Below are 24001 nucleotides of genomic sequence, written 5' to 3'. Positions count from 1 at the left end.
CGGGGCGGGACGAGATGTTCAAGGATCTCTTCGGGGGCGCCCAGCGGCGCAGGCTGGAAAAGCGCGTCGAGCGGCTCGGCGGCCAGCTCGAGGCGCTGCGTGTCGAGTTCGCCAAGGAATACAAGTGGCGCCGGCGCCTTGAGGACAAGCTCGACGCGCTGCTGCGCGGCCAGCAGCTCGCCTCCGGCGACTTCGCCGATCCCCACGCGGCGCTGCAGGCCTGGCGCTTCGGCCTGACCTCCCAGAACGAGGAGGACGGGCTGGTGCTCTCGCTGGTCCGCGCCATGACGCCGCGCGACCGCCGCTTCGTCGACATCGGCTGCGGCCGCAACGGCGGCAACTGCGGCCTGCTCGGCCGCGAGCTCGGCTGGTCGGGCCTGATGCTCGACGCCTCCGAGGTCGCGATCCGCCAGCTCGGCGAGCGCCTGGCCGGCAACCGCCGGGTGACGGCCCTGGCGCGCAGGGTGACGCCCGAGACGATCGACGCCCTGCTCGAGGAGCAGGGGCTGACCGGCAGCCTCGACGTCTTCTCGCTCGACATCGACTCCTTCGACTACTGGGTGCTGGAGGCGATGACCGTGGCCAAGCCGCGCCTGCTGATCGTCGAGTACAACTGGCTGTTCGGCGGCGAGCGCGCGGTCACGGTGCCGCGCAACGCCGACCTCGCCTCGGCGCCGAAGGGCTACCACGGCGCCTCGCTGGCCGCCTTCGACAAGCTGCTGAGCGGCCGCGGCTACCGCCTGGTCTGCGTCGAGCCGATGGGCGTCAACGCCTTCTTCCTGGCCGACGGCGAGGCGACCGAGCTGCCCGGCATGACCGCCGCCGAGGCCTACCGGCCGCACCCCGGCCGCAAGACCGACAAGGCCGGCGAGAGCCGCGAGCGCCCGAGCTTCGAGCTGCCGCTGGTCGAGGTGTGACGGTCTTCGCGCTGCCACATCCCTCGACAGGCTCGGGATGAAGCGACCGTTGGAGCGTGCTCGAAGCCCGCTTCGTCCCGAGCCTGTCGAGGGACGTGGCAGCGCCGAACGCGCAGCGGCCTGCTACCGACTGACCCGCAGTCGGTAGGTCACCTTGGCCTCGCCGCCGGCCGGGATCTTCACCCGCCAGAGGATGTGGTTGGCCGACTCCAGCTCGTGGGGCCGGCTCTCCTGCAGCATCTTCCAGCCGCGCGGCAGCTGGCCCGCCAGCTCGACCTCGACCGGCTCGTCCTTGGCGCTGGCCAGGGTGATCTCCTGGGCGACCTCGTAGGCCTTGTCCGACAGGCGCTCCAGCGCGGTCACCTTGGCGGTGCCGGTGACATCGAAGGCCTCGCCGACCGGCAGCTCGACCTTGCCGCCGGCCGGCGTGCGCGGGATCGCGACCTCGCCGGCGAAGAGGCGCTTGCCGCCGCTCGTCTCGTAGAGCCGGAGGGTGCCGGCCGGTAGCGGCCGGGCGTCCGGGCCCTTCGGGTTCTCGAAGCCGACCAGCACGGTCGGCTGCACCGGGCCGATCTCCTCCGGCCCGCCGCCGGCCGAGACCAGGCCGTCGAAGCGCAGGCGCCGCTCGGCGGCGACCTTCAGGCCCTGGAACAGCACCAGCTGCTGGGTCTCGCCACGTGCCAGGTCGACCTTGCGCCCGGTGTCGTAGAGATAGCGTTCGCCAGTTGCCTGCGGCGCCGGCAGCGAATCCGTCGCCGCCATCTCGCTGCGCATCGCCTTGGGGGCCGCGGCCAGGAAGGGCTGCGGCGCCCGCTGCTGGCGGCTGACCTCGCCGGCGACGACGGTTAGCGCGGCCTTCTCGAAGGCGACGTCCGTGCCGTTGCTGACGGTCAGCAGGCCGGTCAGCTCGAGCGCGTCGCCGGCCGGGTTCAGCTCGGCGACGTAGTCGGCCTGCCAGCTCAGGCCGTCGACCAGATAGGCGAGGCCGAGCTCGCGCGGCCCGCCGTCGCCGGCATCGAGGGTCAGGGAGAGGCGCGGCTCGGGACTGAGGCCCTCGGGCAGCCGGTCGAGCACGATGCGGCCGGGCGGGTCGATCTCGATGCGATCGCCGACCCGCAGCACCGGGCCGCCGGCCAGGGACAGCAGCACCGCCGGCTCGGTCACCGTCTCGCCGGTCTTGGGATCCTGGTGGACCAGCCGGACCTTGCCGCCGAGCGCCGACTCCAGCAGCCGCTGCGGCGTCAGGTCGGCGGGCCGCCAGGCCTGGTCGCGCAGGCTCACGCCCTGGGCGGCGACGGTCAGGCTGGGCGCCACGATGCGCTGCGAGATGCCGTAGAGGTCGAGGCGGTTCTCGCCCGGCAGCAGCGGCACCCAGCGCGTCTCCTCCACCAGGCCCAGGCCGTTCTGGTACACGGTCAGGGCGAGGCTGCGGCGGGCCTCGATTGGCACCGTCGTGGCGGTCTCGGCGTGCAGCGCGCCCGCCGTCGCCAGCGGCAGCGCGAGGGTGGCGGCGAGCAGCAGCGTCGAAGGTCTCATGGCCCCAGACTCCTTGTCCTGTCGGCGTCGCGGCCGGCACGCTGGCCGGCGATTGCGGCGCCTTGATGATCGGCCGCGGCGGCTCGCCGGACAATCCGGCGCCAGCCCGTCGGCGCGGCTCAGCCGGCCGGCCGTCGCGCCTTCAGCGCCGCTGCCAGGGTGCCGTCGTCGAGGAAGTCCAGGCTGCCGCCGACCGGCACGCCGCGGCCCAGGCCGGTCACCTCGACCGGCAGGCCGGCCAGGCGTTCGACCAGGTAGTGGGCCGTGGTCTGGCCCTCGACCGTGGCGCTGAGCGCCAGGATGATCTCCTCCGTGCCCGCCTCGCCCGCCCGCTCGAGCAGCCGGCCGAGGTTGAGCTGCTCGGGCCCGCGGCCGTCGAGCGCCGAGAGCGTGCCGCCGAGCACGTGGTAGCGGCCCTTGAAGGCGCCGCTGCGCTCCAGCGCCCAGAGGTCGCCGACCTCCTCGACGACGCAGATCGTGCTGCGGTCGCGGCCCGGGTCGCGGCAGATCGCGCAGGGGTCGCTCGAGTCGAGATTGCCGCAGGTCGAGCAGGCGACGATCGACTCGGCGGCGCGGGTCAGGGCGGCGGCCAGCGGCTGCAGCAGCGACTCGCGCCGCTGCAGCAGATAGAGCGCGCCGCGCCGCGCCGAGCGCGGTCCGAGGCCCGGCAGTCGGGCGAGCAGCTGAATCAGGCGGTCAATGTCGCCGTCGGCCATGGCGCTCTGTTAGCCTCCCCGGGCTTGAGTCGTCTAGGATCGTCGCATGAAGGACATCGAGACCCCGAAGCTGGCCAGCGACTGCGTCGTCTTCCTGCCCGGCGGGCTGCTGCTGATCCGCCGCGGCTTCCCGCCCTGGAAGGGCGGCTACGCCCTGCCCGGCGGCTTCATGGAGGTCGGCGAGACGGCGGAGCAGGCCTGCGCGCGCGAGCTGGCCGAGGAGACCGGCCTGAGGGTCGATCCGGCGACCCTGCGCCTGGTCGGCGTCTATTCCGACCCCGGGCGCGACCCGCGCGGCCACTGCGTCTCGATCGCCTTCACCGCGCGCCTGGACCAGGGCCTGCCGCGGGCCGGCGACGACGCCGCGGCGGTCGAGGTCGTGCCGGACTGGCACAGGGTCGAGATGGCCTTCGACCACGCCAGGATCGTCGCCGACGCCGAGCGGCTCTGGCTCGGCAGCGTGGAGTAGAGGCGGAGGCGAGCCGCGCCGCCGGTCCCACCTCTCCCCGACCCTCTCCCCCCCAAGGGGGCGGAGAGGGAGTCGAACGTCGAGGCCGCGGTCCAGGACCCTCTCCGCTCCCTTGGGGAGGGGAGAGGGAGGGGCCCGCGGCCGTCAGGCCGTGGGAGGGTGAGGTGAGGGGCCGGTGGGCCCGGCGACAGCTGCCTCAGAACGGCAAATTCATCCCCGGCGGCAGGCTGAGGCCGCCGGTCAGCTCCTTCATCGCCTCCTGGCTGAAGCGCTCGACCTTGGCGCGGGCGTCGTTGAAGGCGGCCAGGATCAGGTCCTCGAGCACCTCGACGTCGTTCGGGTCGACCAGGGAGGGGTCGATCTTGACCGCCTTGACCTCGTTCTTGCCGTTGACCGTCACCCGGACCATGCCGCCGCCGGCCTGGCCCTCGAGCTCCTGCTCGGCGAGCTTTTCCTGCAGTTCGGCCATCTTCGACTGCATCTGCTGCGCCTGCTTCATCAGCTGGCCCAGGTTCTTCATGGCTTGCCCTTCGTCACGTTGCGCCTCGCTCGCCTAGGCCTCGCGGTCCGGATCGCCGTCCGGCGCCTCGCGGGCCTCGTCCGGATCGACCGGGCCGCCGCCGGCCGGCAGTGGCTCGTCGGTCTCCCTGATAGCCTTGATCTCGGCGCCAGGGAAGGTCTCCAGCGCGGCCTTGACCAGGGGGTGGCAGCGCACCTCCTCCAGCTTGCGGGCCCGGCTGTCGGCATCCTGGTCGGCCAGGGTCGGCTGCCCCGCCTGGTCGGAGACGCTGACCACCCAGCGCTGGCCGGTCGCGTCGCCGAGCAGCCGGCCGAGCCGGCCGGCGAGGTCGCGCGGCGCCTCCTCGCGCGGGTTGAGCTCGATGCGCCCGGGCTGGAAGGAGACCAGGTGGACGTCGCGCCTCAGGTGCTCGGCCAGGGCCAGCTCGCGCCGCTCGGCGACCAGTTCGACGACCGCCCGGTAGTCCTTCGGCCCGGTCACTGCGGCGACGGCCTCAGTCCGGGCCTCGGCGCTCGGGGCCGGCATTGCACGCGGGCCGCCGCCGGCGCCTGCCTCGCCGCGCGGCCGGGGTGCCGGCTCGGGTGCCTGGACCCCGGACGCCTGGAGCCGCGGCCCGCCGCCGGCGCCGCCGCCCGGTCCTGCCGGTGCGGCCGTGGCGCCGGCCGGGGCGCCGCCCTCGCGCAGCCGGCGCACCAGCTCGCCGGGATCGGGCAGCTCGCTGGCGAAGGCCAGGCGGATCAGCACCATCTCGGCGGCGGCGAGCGGCGCGGGCGCGCGCTGCACCTCCTCCAGGCCCTTGAGCAGCAGCTGCCAGGTCCGGGTCAGCACCGGCATCGACAGGCCCTCGGCGAGCGCCCGGCCGCGCCGCCGCTCGGCCTCGGGCAGGCCTTCGTCGGCGCGCTCGGGCAGCAGCTTGGCGCGGCCCAGGCCGTGGGTCAGCTCGAGCAGGTCCTGGAGCACGACCAGCGGGTCTGCGCCGCCGTTGTAGAGGTCGGCCAGGATCTCCAGGGCCTCGGGCGTACGGCCGCGCATGACCTCCTCGAAGAGGTCGTAGATCCGGGTGCGGTCGGCGAGGCCCAGCATCTCCTTGACCGTCGCCGCGGCGATGCGGCCCTCGGAGAGCGCGATCGCCTGGTCGAGCAGCGAGAGGCCGTCGCGCACCGAGCCGTCGGCGGCGCGCGCGATCATGGCCAGCGCCTCCTCCTCGGCGCTCACCCCCTCCTTGCCGCAGATCCGCGCGAAGTGCTGGGCCAGGACCGGCTGCTCGACCCGGCGCAGGTCGAAGCGCATGCAGCGCGACAGGACCGTCACCGGCACCTTGCGGATCTCGGTCGTCGCGAAGATGAAGACGACGTGCTCCGGCGGCTCCTCCAGCGTCTTCAGCAGCGCGTTGAAGGCGTTGCGCGACAGCATGTGGACTTCGTCGACGATGTAGACCTTGTAGCGCGCCGAGGTCGGGCGGTAGCGCACGCCCTCGATCAGGTCGCGGATGTCGTCGACGCCGGTGCGGCTGGCGGCGTCCATCTCGATGACGTCCGGATGGCGGTCCTCGGCGATCGCCCGGCAGATCGGGCAGTCGCTGGTGTCGCCGACCGTCGCCGCGGCCGTGCCGTCGGGGCCGGCGTAGTTGATCGCCTTGGCGATGATCCGCGCCGTCGTCGTCTTGCCGACGCCGCGCACGCCGGTCAGCACGATGGCGTGCGGCAGGCGGCGGTTCTCGATGGCGTTCTTCAGGGTCCGGACCAGGGCCTCCTGGCCGATCAGGTCGGCGAAGGACTGCGGCCGGTACTTGCGGGCGAGCACCCGGTAGGGCGCCGCCGCCGGCTCGGTGCCGGGCTTCTGGTCGGGGTCCGCGCTGGCGGGGGCGGCGCCGGTCTCAGCGACCTCGTCGGTCATCGCCTGCTCGCTGTCCGGAAGAGGGAGCGGCGGCAGCACCGCCGGAGCTTGAAAGTGGAAGGCCGGCGGGCGACCCGGACCGGAAACTCGTTACGGCTGCTTCCTTCCGGACCTGACCGGGTTGGCGAGCGGTCCGTCCGCTGCCGACCTTCCGAGGGCACTATATCAGGGTCCCGGCGGCCCCTGGCAAGGGCGGAGGCGAAGAGCGGGCTCAACGCCGCCGCTCGAGCACGATCGGGCTGCCGTCCGGCGCGCCGAAGCGCACGCGCACCAGCCGCCGTCCGGCGTCGTACCAGAGCTCGCGCTCCAGCTCGCCGGTGATCCGCCAGTAGGTCGCCTCGACCCGGCCCTTGCCGAGCGGCACCCACTCGGTCGGGCCGCGCCGGCCACGGATCAGCCGGGTGCGGCCGGTGACGCTGTCGAGCAGCGCCTCCAGGCGCGGCGTCTCCGGGTGCCAGAGCGAAGAGGGCACGACATAGCCGCTGGCCGTGAAGGCGTGGCCGTCGCGCCGGCCGCGCAGGGCGTCGTCGTCGCGCTCGACCCGCAGGCGGTGGGTCCTGCCGCCCAGGCGCGTGCGGCTGTCGATGCCGTAGAGCCAGCCGTCGCGCCAGCGCTCCTCCGAGCTGTGGCGCAGGGTCACGCCCCCGCCGGCCGCCGGCAGGCGCCAGAAGGCCTCGACCGCGACGTCGAACAGGCTGGGTGCGCGGGCGAAGCGGTAGCTGAGCGCGCCGATCGCCCGGCCGGCCCGGTCGAGGGCGACGAAGCCCCAGAAGCCGTCCGCCGGGAACAGCGCGGCGCGGGCGGCCGTCGGGGCGAGGGTCGGGGCGATCGCCGGCGCAAGCAGCGGCAGGGCCGCCATGGCGGCCAGCAGCCTGCGCCGGCTCGGGCCCTGGACCATGCCCCGAGCCTTGCCGATTCCGGGCGGCGGCACAAGGCCGGGCCCCGGCGGCGTCGCCCCCCGTTGTCCGGCGCGGCGCGGCCGTGGCACCTTTCCGGCGCCATGCAGAGAACCCCGAACTTCTACAGCGACCTCGGCCTCGACCGCGCCGATCGCCTGCGCAGCGACCACGACTGGCTGGCCGCCCGCCTCGCCGCACCGAGCAGCCGCTTCGTGCCGCTCTGGCAGACCCGCTCGCTCTTCGACCCGCCGCCCGCCCCGTCACCAGAGGCAGGCGGCGAGCCGCGCGCCGTGCTGCTCGAGGCCGCCGAGGCCGAGGCGCTGGTCGCGCGCGGCGGCGAGCGCATCTTCCTCGGTCTCGACGACGAGGAGCGCGCCTATTTCGCGCTCGACGTCTCGGCCCTGGACAGCCCGGACCACGAGCCGGCGCTGGCCGGCCGCGGCAGCTTCGCCGACCTGCGCTCCTTCGGGCCGCTGCTGCCGCGCGGCGAGGGCGCCCTGCTGGCCTATGCGCGCGCCATGGTCTGGTGGCACGACCGGCACCGCTTCTGCGGCGTCTGCGGCGCCCGCACCGAGAGCCGCCAGGGCGGCTTCCAGCGGACCTGCAGCAATCCCGACTGCGGCGCCCTGCACTTCCCACGCACCGACCCGGCGGTGATCATGCTGGTCCACGACGGCGGCGAGCGCTGCGTGCTCGGCCGCCAGAAGGTCTGGGCGCCGGGCATGCATTCGACCCTGGCCGGCTTCGTCGAGCCGGGCGAGAGCCTGGAGGCGGCGGTCGCCCGCGAGGTCGAGGAGGAGGTCGGCATCGCCGTCGAGGAGGTCGTCTACCACTCCTCCCAGCCCTGGCCCTTCCCCTCCTCGCTGATGCTCGGCTTCTACGCCCGCACCCGCGACCGCGCGCTCAGGGTCCACCCGACCGAGCTGGAGTCGGCACGCTGGTTCGATCGCGACTTCCTGAAGGCCTCGCCCGAGGATGAGTCCTTCAAGCTGCCGCGCCGGGATTCGATCGCCCGGCGGCTGATCGTCGACTGGCTGGAGGAAACGGCCTGAGGGACGCCGACGCCCCGGCCCCTACTCCGCACCCGGCGCGGGGCTGTTGCGGAAGGGCGAGGCCGGGTAGACGCCGAGGATCCGCACCTCGCGGCTGAAGAAGGCCAGCTCCTCCAGCGCCAGGCGCACCAGCCGGTCCTCCGGATGGCCCTCGACATCGGCGTAGAACTGGGCGACCCGGAACGAGCCGTCGATGATGTAGCTCTCCAGCTTGGTGATGTTGACGCCGTTGGTCGCGAAGCCGCCGAGCGCCTTGTAGAGCGCCGCCGGCACCGAGCGGACCCGGAACACGAAGGAGGTCACGGTCGGGCCTGCCTCGCGCGGGTGGTCCATCGGCTCGCGCGCCATGACGACGAAGCGCGTCGTGTTGTGCTGCAGGTCGTGCACGTTGGGCAGCAGGGTCTGGAGGCCGTAGAGCTCGCCGGCGAGCGCCGAGGCGATGGCGGCATGGGCCGGGTCGCCGCGCTCGGCGACCTCGGCGGCGGCGCCGGCCGTGTCGGCGTGGACCTCGGGCCGGAGGCCGTGGCTGCGCAGGAAGTTGCGGCACTGGCCGAGCGCCTGGACGTGGCTGTGCACGGTCTTGATGGTCTGCAGCGTCGCGCCCCTCGGCGCCAGCAGCTGGTGCTCGACCTTCTGGAAGTGCTCGCCGACGATGTGCAGCCCGGAGCCCGGCAGCAGGTGATGGATGTCGGCGACCCGGCCGGCCGAGGAGTTCTCGATCGGAATCATCGCCCGCTCGGCGCGGCCTTCGGAAAGGGCGGCGAAGGTGTCCTCGAAGTCCGGGCAGGGCAGCGTCGTCCAGTCCGGGAAGACGGCGCGGCAGGCCATGTCGGAATAGGCGCCGGGCGCGCCCTGGAAGGCGATGGTCTGCTCGGTCATGGCGGTCTCGGGCCTGGGCTGAGGCGGGGCGCGGAGTATCGGGGTGTGGCCGCGCGCAAGTCAATCGACCGGAGAAAGCCGAAGCGCTGCGGCAATTCGAAGCCCGGTGTCCAGGTGCGCGGCCTTGCTCCGCGCGCGCTGGGATCGTATTGAACGCCGTCGGGGGCGCGGCTATTGTCCGCCGCGTCGTGGAATACGCTGTCGTCTGAGAAGGGGTAGGACTCTCGATGTCCCTGGAAATGAACAAGATCGCCGCGGCCGGATTGACCGCGGGCGTGGTCGCCATGCTTTCCGGCTTCGTCGCGGACCTTCTCGTTCACCCCCGCCATCTGGAGAAGGCAGCCTTCCCGATCGAGGTCGCCTCGACCGAGGCGCCCGCCCAGGCGGCGGCCAAGCCGGCCGGGGTCGAGCCGGTGCTGCCGCTGCTCGCCAAGGCCGATCCGGCGAACGGCGAGAAGCTGACCCGGGCCTGCCAGGCCTGCCACACCTTCGAGAAGGGCGGCCCGAACAAGGTCGGCCCGAACCTCTACGGCGTCGTCGTCGGCCCGATGGGCCACAAGGCGGACTTCAGCTACTCCGATGCCATGATGAAGCACCACGAGGCCGGCGACACCTGGACCTACGAGAACCTCAACCACTTCATCCACGGCCCGCGCGAGTGGATGTCCGGGACCAAGATGACCTACGGCGGCATGAAGAAGGTCGCGGACCGCGCCGACGTCATCGCCTACCTGCGCCAGAACGCCGACAGCCCGATCCCGCTGCCGACCCAGGAGGAGATCGACAAGGTCACCGCCAAGAGCGCCGCGGCCGAGCAGGCGGCGCCGGCGGCCGCTGCGGGCGGCGGCGAGCAGCAGGCGGCGGCTTCCGGCGGCCAGAGCCCCGAGCAGATGATCGCCGCGGGCGACGCCGACAAGGGCGCCAAGGTCGCGCGCGTCTGCCAGGCCTGCCACGACTTCACCAAGGGCGGCCCGAACAAGATCGGGCCGAACCTCTGGGGCGTGGTCGGCGGCCCGGTCGCCCACAAGGACGACTTCAACTACTCCGACGCCTTCAAGAAGCTGCACGAGGCAGGCGACACCTGGACCTACGACCGGCTCTGGGGCTTCCTGCACGACCCGCGCGGCCACGTCCCCGGCACCAAGATGACCTTCGCCGGCCTGAAGCAGGACGACAAGGTCGCCGACCTCGTCGCCTGGCTGCGCGAGCAGTCGGACAGCCCGGTGCCGCTGAAGCAGTAGGCGGAGCCGGGGGCTTGTCCCAGCCGCTGCCGCCGGAGGCCCTGCCCGAGGTCCCGGAGGCGTTCGTCGAGGTCGCCGGCCTGCTGGCCGACGCCGCCAGTGCGGTGACCCGCGGCTGGTTCCGCGGCGACTTCCGGATCGAGGACAAGGCCGACGAATCGCCCGTCACGGTCGCCGATCGCGCGGCCGAGCAGGTGATGCGGGCGATCCTCGCCGAGCGCCTGCCGCAGCACGGCATCGTCGGCGAGGAGTGGGGCTCGGAGCGCACGGACGCCGAGTGGGTCTGGGTGCTCGACCCGATCGACGGCACCCGCGCCTTCGTCACCGGCAACCCGCTGTTCGGCACCCTGGTCGGCCTGGCCTGGCGCGGCCGACCCTGCCTCGGGGTCATCGAGATGCCGATTCTCGGCGAGCGCTGGCTCGGCGCCGCCGGCCGGCCGACCCGTTTCACCGACGAGCGCGGCAGCCGCGCGGTCGGCACGCGCGACGTCGGCGGGCTCGAGCAGGCGATCCTGCGCTGCACCTCGCCCTCGATGTTCGAGGGCGAGAGCCTCGCCGCCTTCGACCGGCTGCGCGGCGCCGTCAAGTCGACGCTCTACGGCGGCGACCTCTTCTGCTACGGCCAGCTCGCCAGCGGCTTCGTCGACCTGGTCTGCGAGAACCAGCTGCAGCCCTACGACTTCATGGCCCTGGTGCCGGTGCTGACCGGCGCCGGCGCGACCGTCACCGACTGGTCGGGCCGGCCGATGGGGCTCGGCTCGAAGGGCGACATCCTGGTCGCCGCAACGCCGGCGCTGCACGCGGCCGCGCTGAGCCGGCTCGCCGGCTGACCGCCGCCGCCCGATCCGGGGGGCGGGTGACGAAACGCTCATCTGCCGGAAAGGTCTTCGGCCTTGTGGCCGCGTCGCGTTTCGCTAGGGTGCTGCGGGGAACCGACTGGTCAACAAGTTGGTGTGCCGGATCATGCGAAATCCGATGACCCGGATCTCGCGACCGGGACACCAGGGAGGTCCTGGCGCCTTGCGTTTCGCCGCACTCGGCATGTTGATGCTGCTCGCCGCCGCCGGTGCGCCGCGGGCGCTCGCCGAGGGCGCGAAGCCGGGCGAGGCGCCGCCGCCGGTGCCGGTCGCCGCGGTCGACAGCCAGCCGCTCGGCCCGGTTGTCATCAGGGCCCACGCCATCGCCATGCACGGCGAGCCGAAGTACGGGCCCGGCTTCAAGCACTTCGACTACGTCAATCCCGACGCGCCCAAGGGCGGCGAGATCCGCCTGGCCGCCGAGGGCACCTTCGACAGCTTCAACCCCTACAACGACAAGGGCAATCCGGCCGGCGTCGCCTACGAGACGCTGCTGACGCCCTCGGCCGACGAGGCCTTCACCGAGTACGGGCTGATCGCCGAATCGCTGGAATGGCCGCTCGACCGCTCCTGGGTGATCTTCCATCTGCGCCCCGAGGCGCACTGGCACGACGGCGAGCCGATCACGGTCGAGGACGTCATCTATTCGCTGGAGACCCTGAAGGCCAAGGGCCAGCCCTTCTATCGCTACTACTACAGGGCCGTGCAGAAGGCCGAGAAGGTCGGGCCGCGCAGCGTCAAGTTCACCTTCAACGAGAAGGGCAACCGCGAGCTGCCGCTGATCGTCGGCCAGATGCCGATCATTCCCAAGCACTACTGGGAGAGCCGGGACTTCGGCGCGACGACCCTGGAGCCGCCGCTGACCAGCGGGCCCTACAAGATCACCAAATTCGAGCCCGGCCGCTACTACGTCCAGGAGCGGGTCAAGGACTACTGGGGCAAGGACCTGCCGGTGCGCGTCGGCACCGAGAACTTCGACCGCATCCGCACGGACTTCTTCCTCGACGCGACGGTGATCCGCGAGGCGCTGAAGTCGGGCTCGATCGACTACCGCGAGGAGAACCAGGCCAAGGCCTGGGCGCTCGACTACGACGTCCCCGCGGTGCGCAACGGCTGGCTGATCAAGGCCGAGGTCCCGAACCAGCGGCCGACCGGCATGCAGGCCTTCATCTTCAACACCCGCCGGCCGCTCTTCCAGGATCCGCGGGTGCGCGAGGCGCTGGGCTACGCCTTCGACTTCGAATGGACCAACAAGGTCCTGTTCTTCGGCCAGTACACCCGGACCAGGAGCTACTTCAGCAACTCCGAGCTGGCCTCGCGCGGCCTGCCCGAAGGCCAGGAGCTGGAGGTGCTGGACCGCTTCCGCGACCAGCTGCCGGCCGAGGTCTTCGACAAGCCCTTCACCGTGCCCGAGACCGACGGCACCGGCTGGCCGCGCGCCAACCTGCTGAAGGCGCTCGCCCTGCTGAAGCAGGCCGGCTGGGTCGTCGATCCGAAGAGCCTGAAGCTGGTGAACGAGAAGACGCGCCAGCCCTTCCGCTTCGAGATCCTGCTGACCCAGCAGGCCTTCGAGCGCATCGTCCTGCCCTTCACCCGCAACCTGAAGCGGCTCGGCATCGACGCCAACGTGCGGCTGGTCGACCAGTCCCAGTACATCAACCGCCTGCGGTCCTTCGACTACGACATGATCTCGCTGGGCTGGGGCGAGTCGGACTCGCCGGGCAACGAGCAGCGCAACTACTGGACCAGCGAGTCGGCCAAGCGGCAGGGCTCGCAGAACTACGCGGGCATCGAGAGCCCGGTGGTCGACAAGCTGGTCGACCTGGTGATCAACGCGCCGGACCGCGAGAGCCTGGTCGCGCGGACCCGGGCCCTGGACCGCGTGCTGCTCTGGGGCCAGTACGTGATCCCGGCCTGGCACCTGGCCATGGACCGGATCCTCTACTGGGACAAGTATTCGCGCCCGGAGGTCACGCCGAAGGACGGCACCGCGATCGACTACTGGTGGTACGACGCGGCCAAGGCGGCGGCGCTGCAGGCGCGCGAGAGCCAGGCGCAGGACCAGGACAAGGGCGGCGGGGCGAGCGCCGAGCGGCGCGGCCCGAGCCCCAGCGTGATCATCGCGCTGCTGGCCGGCCTGCTGCTGGTCGGCGGCTGGGTCGCCCGGCGCGCCGTGACCGGCGGCCGGAAATAGCGGGGGAGCGGAAGCGATGGCAGCCTATCTGGTCCGGCGTCTGCTGCTCCTGGTGCCGACCCTGTTCGTCATCATGCTGGTCAACTTCGTGGTGCTGCAGTTCCTGCCCGGCGGCCCGGTCGAGCAGATCATCGCCAAGCTGACCGGCACCGGCGGCGCGATCACCCAGCGCATCACCCAGACCGGGGCCGGCGACCTCGGCGCGCCGGCGCCCTCCGGCGGCGGCCAGGGCGGCCAGGGCGCCGGCCCGCGCGGCGACTACCGCGGCGCCCAGGGCCTCGATCCGCAGTTCGTCGCCGAGCTGGAGAAGCAGTTCGGCCTCGACAAGCCGATGGGCGAGCGCTTCCTGATCATGATGCGCAACTACCTGGTCTTCGACTTCGGCGACTCCTTCTTCCGCGACCGCCCGGTCTTCAGCCTGATCCTCGACAAGATGCCGGTCTCGATCTCGCTCGGCGTCTGGTCGACCCTGATCATCTACCTGATCTCGATTCCCCTCGGCGTCGCCAAGGCGGTGCGCGACGGCAGCGAGTTCGACGCCTGGACCTCGGGCGTCGTGGTCGTCGGCACGGCCGTGCCCGGCTTCCTCTTCGCGGTGTTCCTGCTGGTCGTCTTCGCCGGCGGCCAGTACCTCGACTGGTTCCCCTTGCGCGGCCTGGTCTCGGAGAACTGGCACCAGCTCTCGCTGCCCGACAAGGTGCTCGACTACTTCTGGCACCTGGTGCTGCCGATCCTGGCGCTCTCGATCGGCGGCTTCGCGGCGCTGACCATGCTGACCAAGAACTCCTTCATGGACCAGATCAACCAGCAGTACGTGACCACCGCCCGGGCCAAGGGCCTGACCGAGCGGCGCGTGCTCTACGGCCACGTCTTCCGCAACGCCATGCTGATCGTCATCGCCGGCTTCCCCGGCCAGCTGATCGGCATGCTGTTCACCGGCTCGGTGCTGATCGAGGTGATCTTCTCGCTCGACGGCCTCGGCCGGCTCGGCTTCGAGGCGGTGTTCCAGCGCGACTACCCGGTCGTGCTCGGCACGCTCTACGTCTTCACCCTGATGGGCCTGGTCATGGGCATCGTCACCGACATGACCTACACGCTGATCGACCCGCGCATCGACTTCGAGAGCCGGGAGGTCTGAGCCATGGCGGCACGGCAGGCGGCACCCGGCAAGACCCGCTTCCTCGGCTTCGAGCTGACGCCGCTCGACCACCGGCGCCTGGCCAACTTCAAGGCCAACCGGCGCGGCTTCTGGGCGCTCTGGATCTTCCTGCTGCTGTTCGTCGTCTCGCTGTTCGCCGAGGTCATCGCCAACGACCGGCCGTTCCTGGTGATGTACGACGGCCAGCCCTACTTCCCGATCTTCCGGTCCTATCCGGAGACGACCTTCGGCGGCCAGCTGCCGACCGAGACCGACTACACCGATCCGACGGTGCGCCGGCTGATCGACAGCCACGGCTGGATGCTCGAGCCGCCGATCCCCTACAGCTACCGCACGGTCGCCTGGAACCTGCCGGCGCCGGCGCCGACGCCGCCCAGCGGCGATCACTGGCTCGGCACCGACGACCAGGCCCGCGACGTCGCGGCGCGGCTGATCTACGGCTTCCGCATCTCCGTGCTGTTCGGCGTCGTGCTGACCGCGCTCTCGGCCATGATCGGGGTCAGCGCCGGCGCCCTGCAGGGCTACTACGGCGGCTGGCTCGACCTGATCGGCCAGCGCTTCATCGAGATCTGGTCCTCGATGCCGCAGCTCTACATCCTGATCATCATCGCCAGCGTCGTCGAGCCGACCTTCTGGTGGCTGCTGATCGTGCTGCTGCTGTTCACCTGGCTCGGCTTCGTCGGCGTCGTGCGCGCCGAGTTCCTGCGCGCGCGCAATCTCGACTTCATCCGCGCCAGCCGGGCGCTCGGCGTCGCCAACCTGACGATCATCTTCCGCCACGTGCTGCCCAACGCCATGGTCGCGACCCTGACCTTCGTGCCCTTCACCCTGGCCGGCTCGGTCACCGCCCTGACCGCGCTCGACTTCCTCGGGGTCGGCCTGCCGCCCGGCTCGGCCTCGCTCGGCGAGCTGCTGGCCCAGGGCAAGGCGAACCTGCAGGCGCCCTGGCTGGGCCTCACCGGCTTCTTCGTCATCGCGATCATGCTGAGCCTGCTGATCTTCGTCGGCGAGGCGGTGCGCGACGCCTTCGATCCGCGCAAGCTCTTCGCCGACACGGCGCCGCCGCCCGAGCACGCGGCCGAGGAGCTGCAGGCGCGTCCGGCGGGCGCGGGAGCCGGCCGATGAGCGCGGCGGAGAAGACGGCCGCCTGGAACGGCGAGCGGCTGCTGGAGGTCTCGAACCTCGGCGTCGACTTCGGACGCGGACCGCAGGCGACCCACGCGGTGCGCGGCATCTCCTTCGACATCAAGCCCGGCGAGACCGTCGCGCTGGTCGGCGAGTCGGGCTCCGGCAAGTCGGTCTCGGCGCTCTCGATCCTGCAGCTGCTGCCCTATCCGCTCGCCCGCCATCCCGAGGGCAGCTCGGTCCGCTTCAAGGGCGAGGAGCTGATCGGCGCGCCGCAGCGCAGGCTGCGCCAGGTCCGCGGCAACGACATCTCGATGGTCTTCCAGGAGCCGATGACCTCGCTCAATCCGCTCCACACCGTCGAGAAGCAGATCGGCGAGACCCTGATCCTGCACCGCGGCCTCGACCACGCCCGCGCCCGCAAGGCGTCGCTGGAGCTGCTGCGCCTGGTCGGCATCCGCGAGCCGGAGCGCCGGCTCGGCGCCTATCCGCACGAGCTCTCGGGCGGCCAGCGCCAGCGCGTGATGATCGCCATGGCGCTGGCCAACCAGCCCGAGCTGCTGATCGCCGACGAACCGACGACGGCGCTCGACGTCACCATCCAGGCGCAGATCCTGAAGCTGCTGAAGGAGCTGCAGGGCCGGCTCGGCATGGCGATCCTGCTGATCACCCACGACCTCTCGATCGTCCGCAAGGTCGCCGACCGGGTCTGCGTCATGACCCAGGGCGAGATCGTCGAGCAGGGCCCGACCGCCGGGATCTTCGAGAATCCGCGGCACGACTACACCCGGCGCCTGCTCTCGGCCGAGCCCAAGGGCGCGCCGCTGCACGCCGCGCCCGACGCGCCGACCATCCTCGAGGGCAAGGACGTCAAGGTGCACTTCCCGATCCGGGCCGGGGTGCTGAAGCGCACGATCGACGTCGTCAAGGCGGTCGACGGCGTCGACGTCACGGTGCGCGAGGGCCATACGGTCGGCGTCGTCGGCGAATCCGGCTCGGGCAAGACGACGCTCGGCCTCGCCCTGCTGCGGCTGATCGCCAGCGAGGGCCGGATCGCCTACCTCGGCAAGTCGATCCAGGGCCTCGGCTCGAAGGCGCTCAGGCCGCTGCGGCGCGAGCTGCAGATCGTCTTCCAGGACCCCTACGGCTCGCTGTCGCCGCGCCTGTCGGTCGGCGAGATCGTCGGCGAGGGCCTGCGCGTCCACGACCTGGCCGCGACGGCCGCCGAGCGCGAGCGGCTGATCGTCCGGGCGCTCGAGGAGGTCGGCCTCGATCCCGCCAGCCGCGACCGCTATCCCCACGAGTTCTCGGGCGGCCAGCGCCAGCGCATCGCCGTCGCCCGCGCCATGGTGCTGAAGCCGCGCTTCGTCGTGCTCGACGAGCCGACCTCGGCGCTCGACATGTCGGTGCAGGCCCAGATCGTCGACCTGCTGCGCGACCTGCAGGCCCGGCACAAGCTGGCCTATCTCTTCATCAGCCACGATCTCAAGGTCGTGCGGGCGCTCGCCGACCAGGTGCTGGTGCTGCGCAACGGCAGGGTCGTCGAGCAGGGCCCGGCGGCGCGGATCTTCGACGATCCGCGCGAGGACTATACCAAGGCCCTGATGAAGGCGGCCTTCGAGCTCGAAGCGGTGGAAAGCGGCGTGGTCAGCCAGTAGGCTGCGCCGGCCATGACCAAGCTGCTGTTCAAGTCCGACCTCGACCGCGCCGACCTCTGGACGGCGGCCCTGCAGAAGCACCAGCCGGATCTCCAGGTCGAGGTCTGGCCGAGCGGTGCCGCCGCGCCCGGGGGCGACCTCTCGGCGATCGACTACGCCCTGGTCTGGAAGCCGCCGACGGGCGTGCTGAAGCGCCTGCCGAACCTCAAGGCGATCTTCTCGCTGGGCGCCGGCATCGACCACATCTTCCGAGATCCCGAGCTGCCGGCCGGGGTGCCGGTGGTGCGCATGGTCGAGCGCGGCCTGACCGCCGGCATGACCGAGTACGTGGTCATGCAGGTGCTCTTCCACCACCGCCGCATGTTCGACTACCGCGCCCAGCAGCGCGCCGGGGTCTGGGAGGAGCTGCCGCCCGTCGCCGCCTGGGACCGCAGGGTCGGCATCCTGGGCCTCGGCCAGCTCGGCAGCGACGCCGCCGCGAAGCTGGCGGGCCTGCGCCTCGACGTCGCCGGCTGGAGCCGCTCGCCGAAGGAGATCCCAGGCGTCGCCTCCTATTCCGGCGCGGCCGGGCTCGACGCCTTCCTGGCGCGCACGGAGATCCTGGTCAACCTGCTGCCGCTGACCGACGAGACCCGCGGCATCCTCGATGCCGAGACCTTCGCCAAGCTGCCGGCCGGCGCCAGCCTGATCAACGTCGGGCGCGGCGAGCACCTGGTCGAGGCCGACCTGCTGGCGGCGCTCGAGTCGGGCCAGATCGACTCGGCGACGCTCGACGTCTTCGCCCGGGAGCCGCTGCCCGGGGACTCGCCCTTCTGGCGCCACGAGCGGGTCGTCGTCACGCCGCACGTCGCCTCGATGACGCTCCCCGATACCGCCGCCGAGGCCGTCGTCGAGAACATCCGGCGCATCGAGCGCGGCGAGCCGCCGCTCAATGCCGTCGACCGCGGCCGGGGCTACTGAGGCCGTGGCCGGCGCGCCGACCCCGCCGGTCGCCGAGCGGCGCCCGACCCGCCGGACGGTCCACGGCGTCGAGCTGAGCGACGACTACGCCTGGCTGCGCGACCCGCAGTGGCAGCAGGTGATGCGCGACCCCTCGGTGCTGCAGCCCGACATCCGTGCCTACCTGGAGGCGGAGAACGCCTATACCGAGGCGGCGCTGGCCGGCACCGGGGCCCTGCGCGAGACGCTCTTCGCCGAGCTCAAGGGCCGGATCAAGGAGCACGACGATTCGGTCCCGGACCCCGACGGGCCCTGGGAGTACTTCGTCCGCTTCGTCGCCGGCGGCGACTATCCGCTTCTGGTGCGCCGGCCGACCGGCGCGGCGGACGGCGCCGGCGAAGAGGTGCTGCTCGACGGCAACCGCGAGGCCGAGGGCCATCCCTTCTTCGCCCTCGGCGGCGCCAGCCACAGCCGCGACCATCGGCACCTCGCCTATGCCGTCGACCTGAACGGCTCGGAGTTCTTCGAGATCCGGGTGCTCGACATGGCGAGCGGCAGCCTGCTGCCGGACCGGATCGCCAGCGCCTCCGGCTCGCTGGCCTGGGCGGCCGACGGCGAGACGCTGTTCTATACCCGGCTCGACGACCACCACCGGCCCTGCCAGGTGCTGCGCCACCGCCTGGGCGGCGACCCGGCCGAGGACGTGCTGGTCTACGAGGAGAAGGATCCCGGCTTCTTCCTCGGCGTCGCCCTCACCGACAGCCGCGAGCTGATCCTGATCGACAGCCACGACCACGCGACCAGCGAGATCCGGCTGCTCGACGCCTGGCGGCCGGCGGGCGAGCCTCTGCTGGTCGCCGCCCGCGAGCCCGACCTGCGCTACTCGATCCAGCACGACGCGCCGCGCGACCGCCTGCTGATCCTGACCAACCTGGACGGTGCCGAGGACTTCAAGCTGATGGCGGCGCCGCTCGCGGCGCCCGGCCGCTCGAGCTGGCGCGACCTGCTGCCCCACGAGCCCGGCACGCTGCGCCTGGGCATGGAGTGCTTCAGGGAGCACCTGGTGCTGCTCGAGCGGGTCGACGCCCTGCCGCGCCTGACCGTGCTGCGCCTCGCCGACGGCGCCAGTCACCGCATCGGCTTCGAGGAGGCGGCCTACAGCCTGGGCATCGATCCGAGCGCCGCCTACGACACCACGGCCCTGCGCTTCGTCTATTCCTCGCCGACCACGCCGGCGCAGACCTACGCCTACGACCTGGAGAGCCGCGAGCGCAGCCTGCTCAAGGAGCAGGAGGTGCCGAGCGGCCACGATGCCGCGGCCTACCGGGTCGAGCGCTTCCATGCCCTGGCCGAGGACGGCGAGGAGATTCCGGTGACCCTGCTGCACCGGGCCGACACGCCGCTCGACGGCTCGGCGCCGGTGCTGCTCTACGGCTACGGCGCCTACGGCATCGCCGTGCCGGCGAACTTCGTGACCAACCGCTTCAGCCTGGTCGACCGCGGCTTCGTCTACGTCATCGCGCACATCCGCGGCGGCATGGACAAGGGCTGGCGCTGGTACCGCAACGGCAAGCTGGAGCAGAAGACCAACTCCTTCGACGACTTCGTCGCGGTCGCCCGCAGCCTGATCGCCCGCGGCCTCGCCCGGAAGGGCGAGATCTCGATCATGGGCGGCAGCGCCGGCGGCCTGCTGGTCGGCGCCGTGCTGAACCGGGCGCCCGAGCTCTTCAAGGCCGCGGTCGCCGACGTGCCCTTCGTCGACACGCTCAACACCATGCTCGACGAGACCCTGCCCCTGACCCCGCCCGAGTGGCCGGAGTGGGGCAACCCGATCACCGACGCCGAGGCCTTCGCGCGGATCCGCGGCTACAGCCCCTACGACAACGTCGGCCGCCACGGCTATCCGCACCTGCTCGTCACGGCCGGCCTGACCGACCCGCGCGTCACCTACTGGGAGCCGGCCAAGTGGGTCGCGAAGCTGCGCGCCCTCAAGACCGACGACCAGCTGCTGCTGCTGCGCACCTACATGGAGGCCGGCCACGGCGGCGCCTCGGGCCGCTTCGACAAGCTGAAGGAGGTCGCGCTGACCTACGCCTTCCTGCTCGAGGTGTTCGGCCGGGCGTAGCGCCGACCGTTCAGCCGCAGCGGTAGATCGGGGGCAGGCGCGGCAGCACCATAAACTCGCCGGTCGCCTTCTGGCTGTAGTCGAACGCGCCCTCGAGCACGCTGAGCGTGTCGTTGGTGCCGACGACGAAGGTCCAGCGGGTGCCCTGGTCGTCGAGCAACGGCAGGGAGGTGAAGACGCGGCTGTGGAACAGCTGGACGCGCACGCCCGTGGTGGCGAGCAGATGGCCGGAGGCGCTGTAGGCCTGGGTCTGGATGGTGGCGCGGCCGTCAGCGCCGACCGTCAAGGTCGGCGTCTCGCCGGCGCCGCACTTGTCGGCGCCGCCCAGCACCCACGAGCCGACCAGGTCCGCAGCCTGGAAGGCCGGCGGCGGCGGCCGGCTCGCGATCTGGGCGACGACCAGCGCGGCGACGCCGAGGGCGACGAGCAGCAGGGACAGGCGGATCATGGCTTGCTCCTCGCTGGCTTCCGGGCCAGGGCCTGGACCTGCGGCAGCGCCAGGATCCTCGGCATCACGTCGTCCATCAGGCGCTTCGAGCTCTGCGCATCGATGTGGGGTCCGACTTGGCTGGTCAGATCCGGCCGCATCGCCTCGACGAAGATCCGCCGGTTCTCCTCGTTCAGCCGCTTGGACAGAAAGTAGCCGGCGAAGCTGGCATTGTCCTGAAGCACGGTGAGCACCACCAGGATGCCCCGCTTGTCCATCTCCCTGAGAAACTCGGCAGAGGTGATGCGGTCCTGCGGCAAGACCTGGTCGATCCACTTCTTCACCGCTTCGCTCGGCTGGGGGCCGGGCAGCCGCGTCAGTGTTTTGCCCTCGGTAAGGGCATAGGCGAAGATCGGCGCGCCGTCGCGCCGAGATCGGTAGATGACCTCGAAGGGGGCCGGGTCGGTGAAGTCCCGCAAAGGCGGCACCAGCTGGTGCAGATGCTTCTGCACCAGCCATTTGATCGTCACGCCGTAGTAGTGCTTGAAGGCATTCCAGGCACCTTCGCCGCGCGCCTTCTCTTCGAAGAGCGTCCGGTTGAGTTCGAGGAAGCGCTCGTCGCTGATGACGACCATCTTCGGGTGCAGATCGTACCGTCGGATCACCCAGAGCGGCATGTACCCGCCGCTGCCGATGAACGCCATGCTGAAGCCGCGCAGGCCGAGCTTGTCCAGCCAGGGCTGGAAGTATTGCGGCCGGAAGCTGTAGACCATCAGGGAATTGCCCAGGAACAGGACATCCGCCTTGCGCGCCGCGTCGACGACGTTGTCCCAGTCGTAGGTGAAAGCCTCGTAGCCCAGCACCGTGCCGCGGAAGTCGAGGTAGTCGTCCTCCGTGAGGTCGGGGATGCCGGCTTGGTACGGCGAGTACTCGAGGCGCATCAGCGGATAGGAGCGGTCGTACCAGCGCTCCGCGGCGAGCATCGTCATCGCCGTCCAGGCGAAGATCGAGAGGTGAAGGAGGGCCCTGCGCGCGCGCCTCGGCAGCGGGCCGCCGGGCCGCCTCCGCTAGGCCGGGGAACCGCAGATCGCCGCGCTCGCCGTTCTCACCGCAGAGGCTCCCTGCCGCCAGGACCGGGGTTCCGGAAGCGATCACCAGCCCGACGCGGGCCTTCCCCGGCAAGCAGCCTCCGTCGGCCGCCCGCGGGGCCGGCCGACCGCCCGGGGCGGCGGATGCCGGATCGCACCGGTCCGGCCGGCCGGGGCGACAGGCCGGTCATGGCCGCGTTCCCGCGGGCTTGCGGGCCAGGGCCTGGACCTGTGGCAGCGCCAGGATCTTGGGCATCAGGTCGTCCATCAGGCGCTTGGAGCTCCAGGCGTCCATGTGGCTTCCGGCCTGTCCCATCAGGTTCGGCAGCATGGCATGGACGTAGATCCGCCTGTTCTCCTCGTTCAGAGCCTTGGCCAGGTAGTAGCCGGCGAACTCCCCGTTGTCCTGGATGGCCGTGAGCACCACCAGGATGCCCCGCCGGTCCATCTCCTCGAGAAACTTCTTCGAGCCGGCGCGGACGATGGGCAGGCTCTGGTCGACGAGCTCCCGCATCGCTCGGCTCGGCTCGTCGGGCGGCAGGCGCGTCATCGGCTTGCCCTCGGACTCGCCGAAGGCGAAGATCGGCGCACCGTCCCGGATCGAGCGGTAGACGACCAGGGAACGCCGGCCGGTGAAGGCCCTGAGGGGCGGCACGATCTGGTGCAGGCGCTTCTGGACCAGCCATCGGGCCGTCTTGCTGTAGTAGTCCTTGAAGGCGCGCCAGGGACCTTCCGTCCGCGCGGCCTTGCCCCAGGCGGTGTCCCTGAGCAGGAAGAAGCCGTCGTCGTTGATGACGACCATCTTAGGATGCAGGTCGAACTTGCGGATCACGTAGAGCGGCGCGAAGCCGCCGCCGCCGAAGAAGGCCATGTTGAAGCCGCGCAGGCCGATCTTGTCGAGCCAGGGCTGGAAGTACTGCGGCCGGAAACCGTAGACGGCCCGGGAGTTGCCGAGGAACAGCACGTCCGCCTTGCGCGCCGCGTCGACGACGTGATCCCAGTCGTAGGCGAAGGCGTTGTAGGCGAGCGAGGTGCCGCGCGAGCCCAGATAGGTGCCGGCCGAGATATCGGGGATACCCGCCTGGTACTCCGTGCGCTCCAGCCGGAGCAGGCGGTCGGAGCGGTCGTACCAGCGCGCCGCGGCCAGGACGAGCATGACCGAGCAGGCGAAGATCGACAGGTGAAGGATGGCTCCGCGCGTGCGCTTCGACAGCGGGCCGCCGACGCTCGGGCTGGACGGGGCCGCGCTCATGGCCTTCGCCGGACGAGGCCGGCGGCGGCGGCGCTGGCCAGGAACGGCCGGGAGAGGCGGGTCATGGCCGCGTCTCCTGCTGCTTCCCGGCCAGGGCCTGGACCCGGGGCAGGGCCAGGATCTTGGGCATCAGGTCTTCCATCAGGCGCTTCGAGCTCTCGGCGTCCATGTGGCTGCCGGCCTGGCCCATCAGGTTCGGCAGCATCGCGTGGACGTAGATCCGCCCGTTCCTCTCGTTCAGCCGCCGGGACATGTAGTAGCCGGCGAAGTCGCCGTTGTCCTGGATGACGGTGAGAACGACCAGGATGCCCCGCCGGTCCATCTCCCGCAGGAACTCAGCCGACGTGCGGCGCCCTCGGGCCAGGGCCTGGTCGATCCAGGCCTTCACGGCTTGGTCCGCCTGCGCGGACGGCAGCCTGGTCATCGGCTTGCCCTCCGATTCGCCGAAGACGAAGATCGGCGCGCCAGTCCCGATCGAGCGGTACACCACGAGCCTGCGCCGGCCGGTGTAGGCTCTGAGGGGCGGCACGATCCGGTGCAGGCGCTTCTGGACCAGCCATGCCGCCGCGCTGCCGTAGTAGTCCTTGAAAGCGCCCCAGGTGCTCTCCTTGTCGAGTGCCTGTTCCCACTCGGTCTTGCCGAGCAGGAGGAAGCGGTCGTCGTTGATGACGACCATCTTGGGATGCAGGTCGTAGTGGCGGATCAGCCAGAGCGGCAGCTGGCCGGTGCCGCCGAAGAAGGCCATGTTGAAGCCGCGCAGACCGATCCTGTCGAGCCAGGGCTGGAAATACTGCGGGCGGAAGCCGTAGACGGCCCGGGAGTTGCCGAGGAACAGCACGTCCGCCTTGCGCGCTGCGTCGACGACGTGGTTCCAGTCGTGGGTGAAGGCGTTGTAGGCCAGCGAGGTGCCGCGCGAGTCGAGGTAGGTGTCGGCGGAAGGGTCGGGGAGCCCCGCCTGGTACTCCGTGCGTTCCAGGCGCAGCAGGGGATGGGTGCGGTCGTACCAGCGCGCCGTTGCCAGGACCGTCATGGCCGCGCAGGCGAAGGCCGAG

The 24001-nt window shown here is 71.5% G+C and carries 21 protein-coding genes and 1 other RNA gene; 11 read left to right on the top strand and 11 right to left on the bottom strand.

Annotated elements, in window-relative coordinates:
* The first annotated feature begins 14 nt into the window (after nucleotides 1-14).
* Entirely contained in the window at nucleotides 15-917 is a 903-nt protein-coding gene (locus B9O00_RS07195; protein ID WP_085121788.1) for a hypothetical protein, read from the top strand.
* A 123-nt stretch (nucleotides 918-1040) separates the two neighbouring features.
* On the opposite strand, the gene B9O00_RS07190 is transcribed toward B9O00_RS07195, so the two are convergent.
* A complete protein-coding gene (locus B9O00_RS07190) occupies nucleotides 1041-2453 on the bottom strand; it encodes a DUF4139 domain-containing protein (protein ID WP_085121787.1) in 1413 nt (470 codons plus the stop codon).
* A gap of 119 nt (nucleotides 2454-2572) precedes the next feature.
* The gene (gene recR / locus B9O00_RS07185; protein WP_085121786.1) at nucleotides 2573-3169 is read right to left on the bottom strand and encodes a recombination mediator RecR; all 597 of its coding nucleotides are present in this window, start codon (nucleotides 3167-3169) and stop codon (nucleotides 2573-2575) included.
* Nucleotides 3170-3215: 46 nt separating this feature from the next.
* Here recR and B9O00_RS07180 point away from each other — a divergent pair, with 46 nt between their 5' ends.
* Nucleotides 3216-3638, top strand: coding sequence for an NUDIX domain-containing protein (locus B9O00_RS07180; RefSeq protein ID WP_085121785.1), 423 nt, complete (start codon nucleotides 3216-3218; stop codon nucleotides 3636-3638).
* A 196-nt stretch (nucleotides 3639-3834) separates the two neighbouring features.
* Here the strand turns inward: B9O00_RS07180 and B9O00_RS07175 are convergent, their stop codons facing one another.
* The 4 genes from B9O00_RS07175 to B9O00_RS07160 form a co-directional block, all read right to left on the bottom strand.
* A complete protein-coding gene (locus B9O00_RS07175; RefSeq protein ID WP_085121784.1) occupies nucleotides 3835-4158 on the bottom strand; it encodes a YbaB/EbfC family nucleoid-associated protein in 324 nt (107 codons plus the stop codon).
* A 33-nt stretch (nucleotides 4159-4191) separates the two neighbouring features.
* Nucleotides 4192-6054, bottom strand: a complete 1863-nt coding sequence (locus B9O00_RS07170) for a DNA polymerase III subunit gamma/tau (protein ID WP_085121783.1) — start codon at nucleotides 6052-6054, stop codon at nucleotides 4192-4194.
* Nucleotides 6055-6110: 56 nt separating this feature from the next.
* Nucleotides 6111-6204, bottom strand: an RNA gene (gene ffs / locus B9O00_RS07165) — signal recognition particle sRNA small type.
* Nucleotides 6205-6265: 61 nt separating this feature from the next.
* Nucleotides 6266-6952 carry a DUF6134 family protein gene (locus B9O00_RS07160; protein ID WP_085121782.1) on the bottom strand — a complete coding sequence of 229 codons (687 nt, stop codon included), beginning with the start codon at nucleotides 6950-6952 and terminating at the stop codon, nucleotides 6266-6268.
* A 102-nt stretch (nucleotides 6953-7054) separates the two neighbouring features.
* On the opposite strand from B9O00_RS07160, the gene nudC reads away from it, so the two are divergent.
* Complete coding sequence (nudC, locus tag B9O00_RS07155) at nucleotides 7055-8005, top strand: NAD(+) diphosphatase (RefSeq protein WP_085121781.1); 951 nt, start codon at nucleotides 7055-7057, stop codon at nucleotides 8003-8005.
* A 21-nt stretch (nucleotides 8006-8026) separates the two neighbouring features.
* Here the strand turns inward: nudC and B9O00_RS07150 are convergent, their stop codons facing one another.
* Nucleotides 8027-8884 carry a prephenate dehydratase gene (locus B9O00_RS07150; protein WP_085121780.1) on the bottom strand — a complete coding sequence of 286 codons (858 nt, stop codon included), beginning with the start codon at nucleotides 8882-8884 and terminating at the stop codon, nucleotides 8027-8029.
* Nucleotides 8885-9111: 227 nt separating this feature from the next.
* Here B9O00_RS07150 and B9O00_RS32390 point away from each other — a divergent pair, with 227 nt between their 5' ends.
* The 8 genes from B9O00_RS32390 to B9O00_RS07110 all read left to right on the top strand — a co-directional run bounded on the left by B9O00_RS32390 (nucleotide 9112) and on the right by B9O00_RS07110 (nucleotide 20182).
* Nucleotides 9112-10125 (top strand): c-type cytochrome, encoded by a 1014-nt coding sequence (locus B9O00_RS32390; RefSeq protein ID WP_143596173.1) that lies wholly within the window; start codon nucleotides 9112-9114, stop codon nucleotides 10123-10125.
* Between the two features lie 14 nt (nucleotides 10126-10139).
* Nucleotides 10140-10955, top strand: coding sequence for an inositol monophosphatase family protein (locus B9O00_RS07140; protein ID WP_235017059.1), 816 nt, complete (start codon nucleotides 10140-10142; stop codon nucleotides 10953-10955).
* A 190-nt stretch (nucleotides 10956-11145) separates the two neighbouring features.
* Entirely contained in the window at nucleotides 11146-13176 is a 2031-nt protein-coding gene (locus B9O00_RS07135; RefSeq protein ID WP_235017058.1) for an extracellular solute-binding protein, read from the top strand.
* A 16-nt stretch (nucleotides 13177-13192) separates the two neighbouring features.
* Nucleotides 13193-14314, top strand: a complete 1122-nt coding sequence (locus B9O00_RS07130) for a microcin C ABC transporter permease YejB (RefSeq protein ID WP_085121779.1) — start codon at nucleotides 13193-13195, stop codon at nucleotides 14312-14314.
* A gap of 3 nt (nucleotides 14315-14317) precedes the next feature.
* Nucleotides 14318-15460 (top strand): ABC transporter permease, encoded by a 1143-nt coding sequence (locus tag B9O00_RS07125; protein ID WP_085121778.1) that lies wholly within the window; start codon nucleotides 14318-14320, stop codon nucleotides 15458-15460.
* Nucleotides 15457-17118 (top strand): ABC transporter ATP-binding protein, encoded by a 1662-nt coding sequence (locus B9O00_RS07120; protein ID WP_085121777.1) that lies wholly within the window; start codon nucleotides 15457-15459, stop codon nucleotides 17116-17118. Before B9O00_RS07125 ends, B9O00_RS07120 begins: the two co-directional genes overlap by 4 nt.
* A gap of 12 nt (nucleotides 17119-17130) precedes the next feature.
* Complete coding sequence (locus B9O00_RS07115; RefSeq protein ID WP_085121776.1) at nucleotides 17131-18078, top strand: 2-hydroxyacid dehydrogenase; 948 nt, start codon at nucleotides 17131-17133, stop codon at nucleotides 18076-18078.
* On the top strand, nucleotides 18050-20182 hold the full coding sequence (locus B9O00_RS07110; RefSeq protein ID WP_085121775.1) for a S9 family peptidase: 2133 nt from the start codon (nucleotides 18050-18052) through the stop codon (nucleotides 20180-20182). The genes B9O00_RS07115 and B9O00_RS07110 overlap by 29 nt, the downstream gene beginning before the upstream one ends.
* A gap of 10 nt (nucleotides 20183-20192) precedes the next feature.
* Here the strand turns inward: B9O00_RS07110 and B9O00_RS07105 are convergent, their stop codons facing one another.
* The 4 genes from B9O00_RS07105 to B9O00_RS07090 form a co-directional block, all read right to left on the bottom strand.
* On the bottom strand, nucleotides 20193-20630 hold the full coding sequence (locus tag B9O00_RS07105; RefSeq protein WP_085121774.1) for a hypothetical protein: 438 nt from the start codon (nucleotides 20628-20630) through the stop codon (nucleotides 20193-20195).
* Entirely contained in the window at nucleotides 20627-21598 is a 972-nt protein-coding gene (locus B9O00_RS07100; protein WP_085121773.1) for a hypothetical protein, read from the bottom strand. The genes B9O00_RS07105 and B9O00_RS07100 overlap by 4 nt, the downstream gene beginning before the upstream one ends.
* 286 nt (nucleotides 21599-21884) lie before the next feature.
* Nucleotides 21885-22949: a hypothetical protein gene (locus B9O00_RS07095; protein ID WP_085121772.1), complete on the bottom strand. Its 1065-nt coding sequence runs from the start codon at nucleotides 22947-22949 to the stop codon at nucleotides 21885-21887.
* A gap of 61 nt (nucleotides 22950-23010) precedes the next feature.
* Nucleotides 23011-23979 (bottom strand): hypothetical protein, encoded by a 969-nt coding sequence (locus B9O00_RS07090; RefSeq protein ID WP_085121771.1) that lies wholly within the window; start codon nucleotides 23977-23979, stop codon nucleotides 23011-23013.
* Nucleotides 23980-24001 lie beyond the last annotated feature (22 nt).

Origin of the sequence: Tistlia consotensis USBA 355, assembly GCF_900177295.1 — a bacterium.
GTDB lineage: Bacteria > Pseudomonadota > Alphaproteobacteria > Kiloniellales > DSM-21159 > Tistlia > Tistlia consotensis.
Note: the sequence above shows the minus strand (reverse complement) of the source record. Positions and strands in the feature narration are given on the sequence as shown.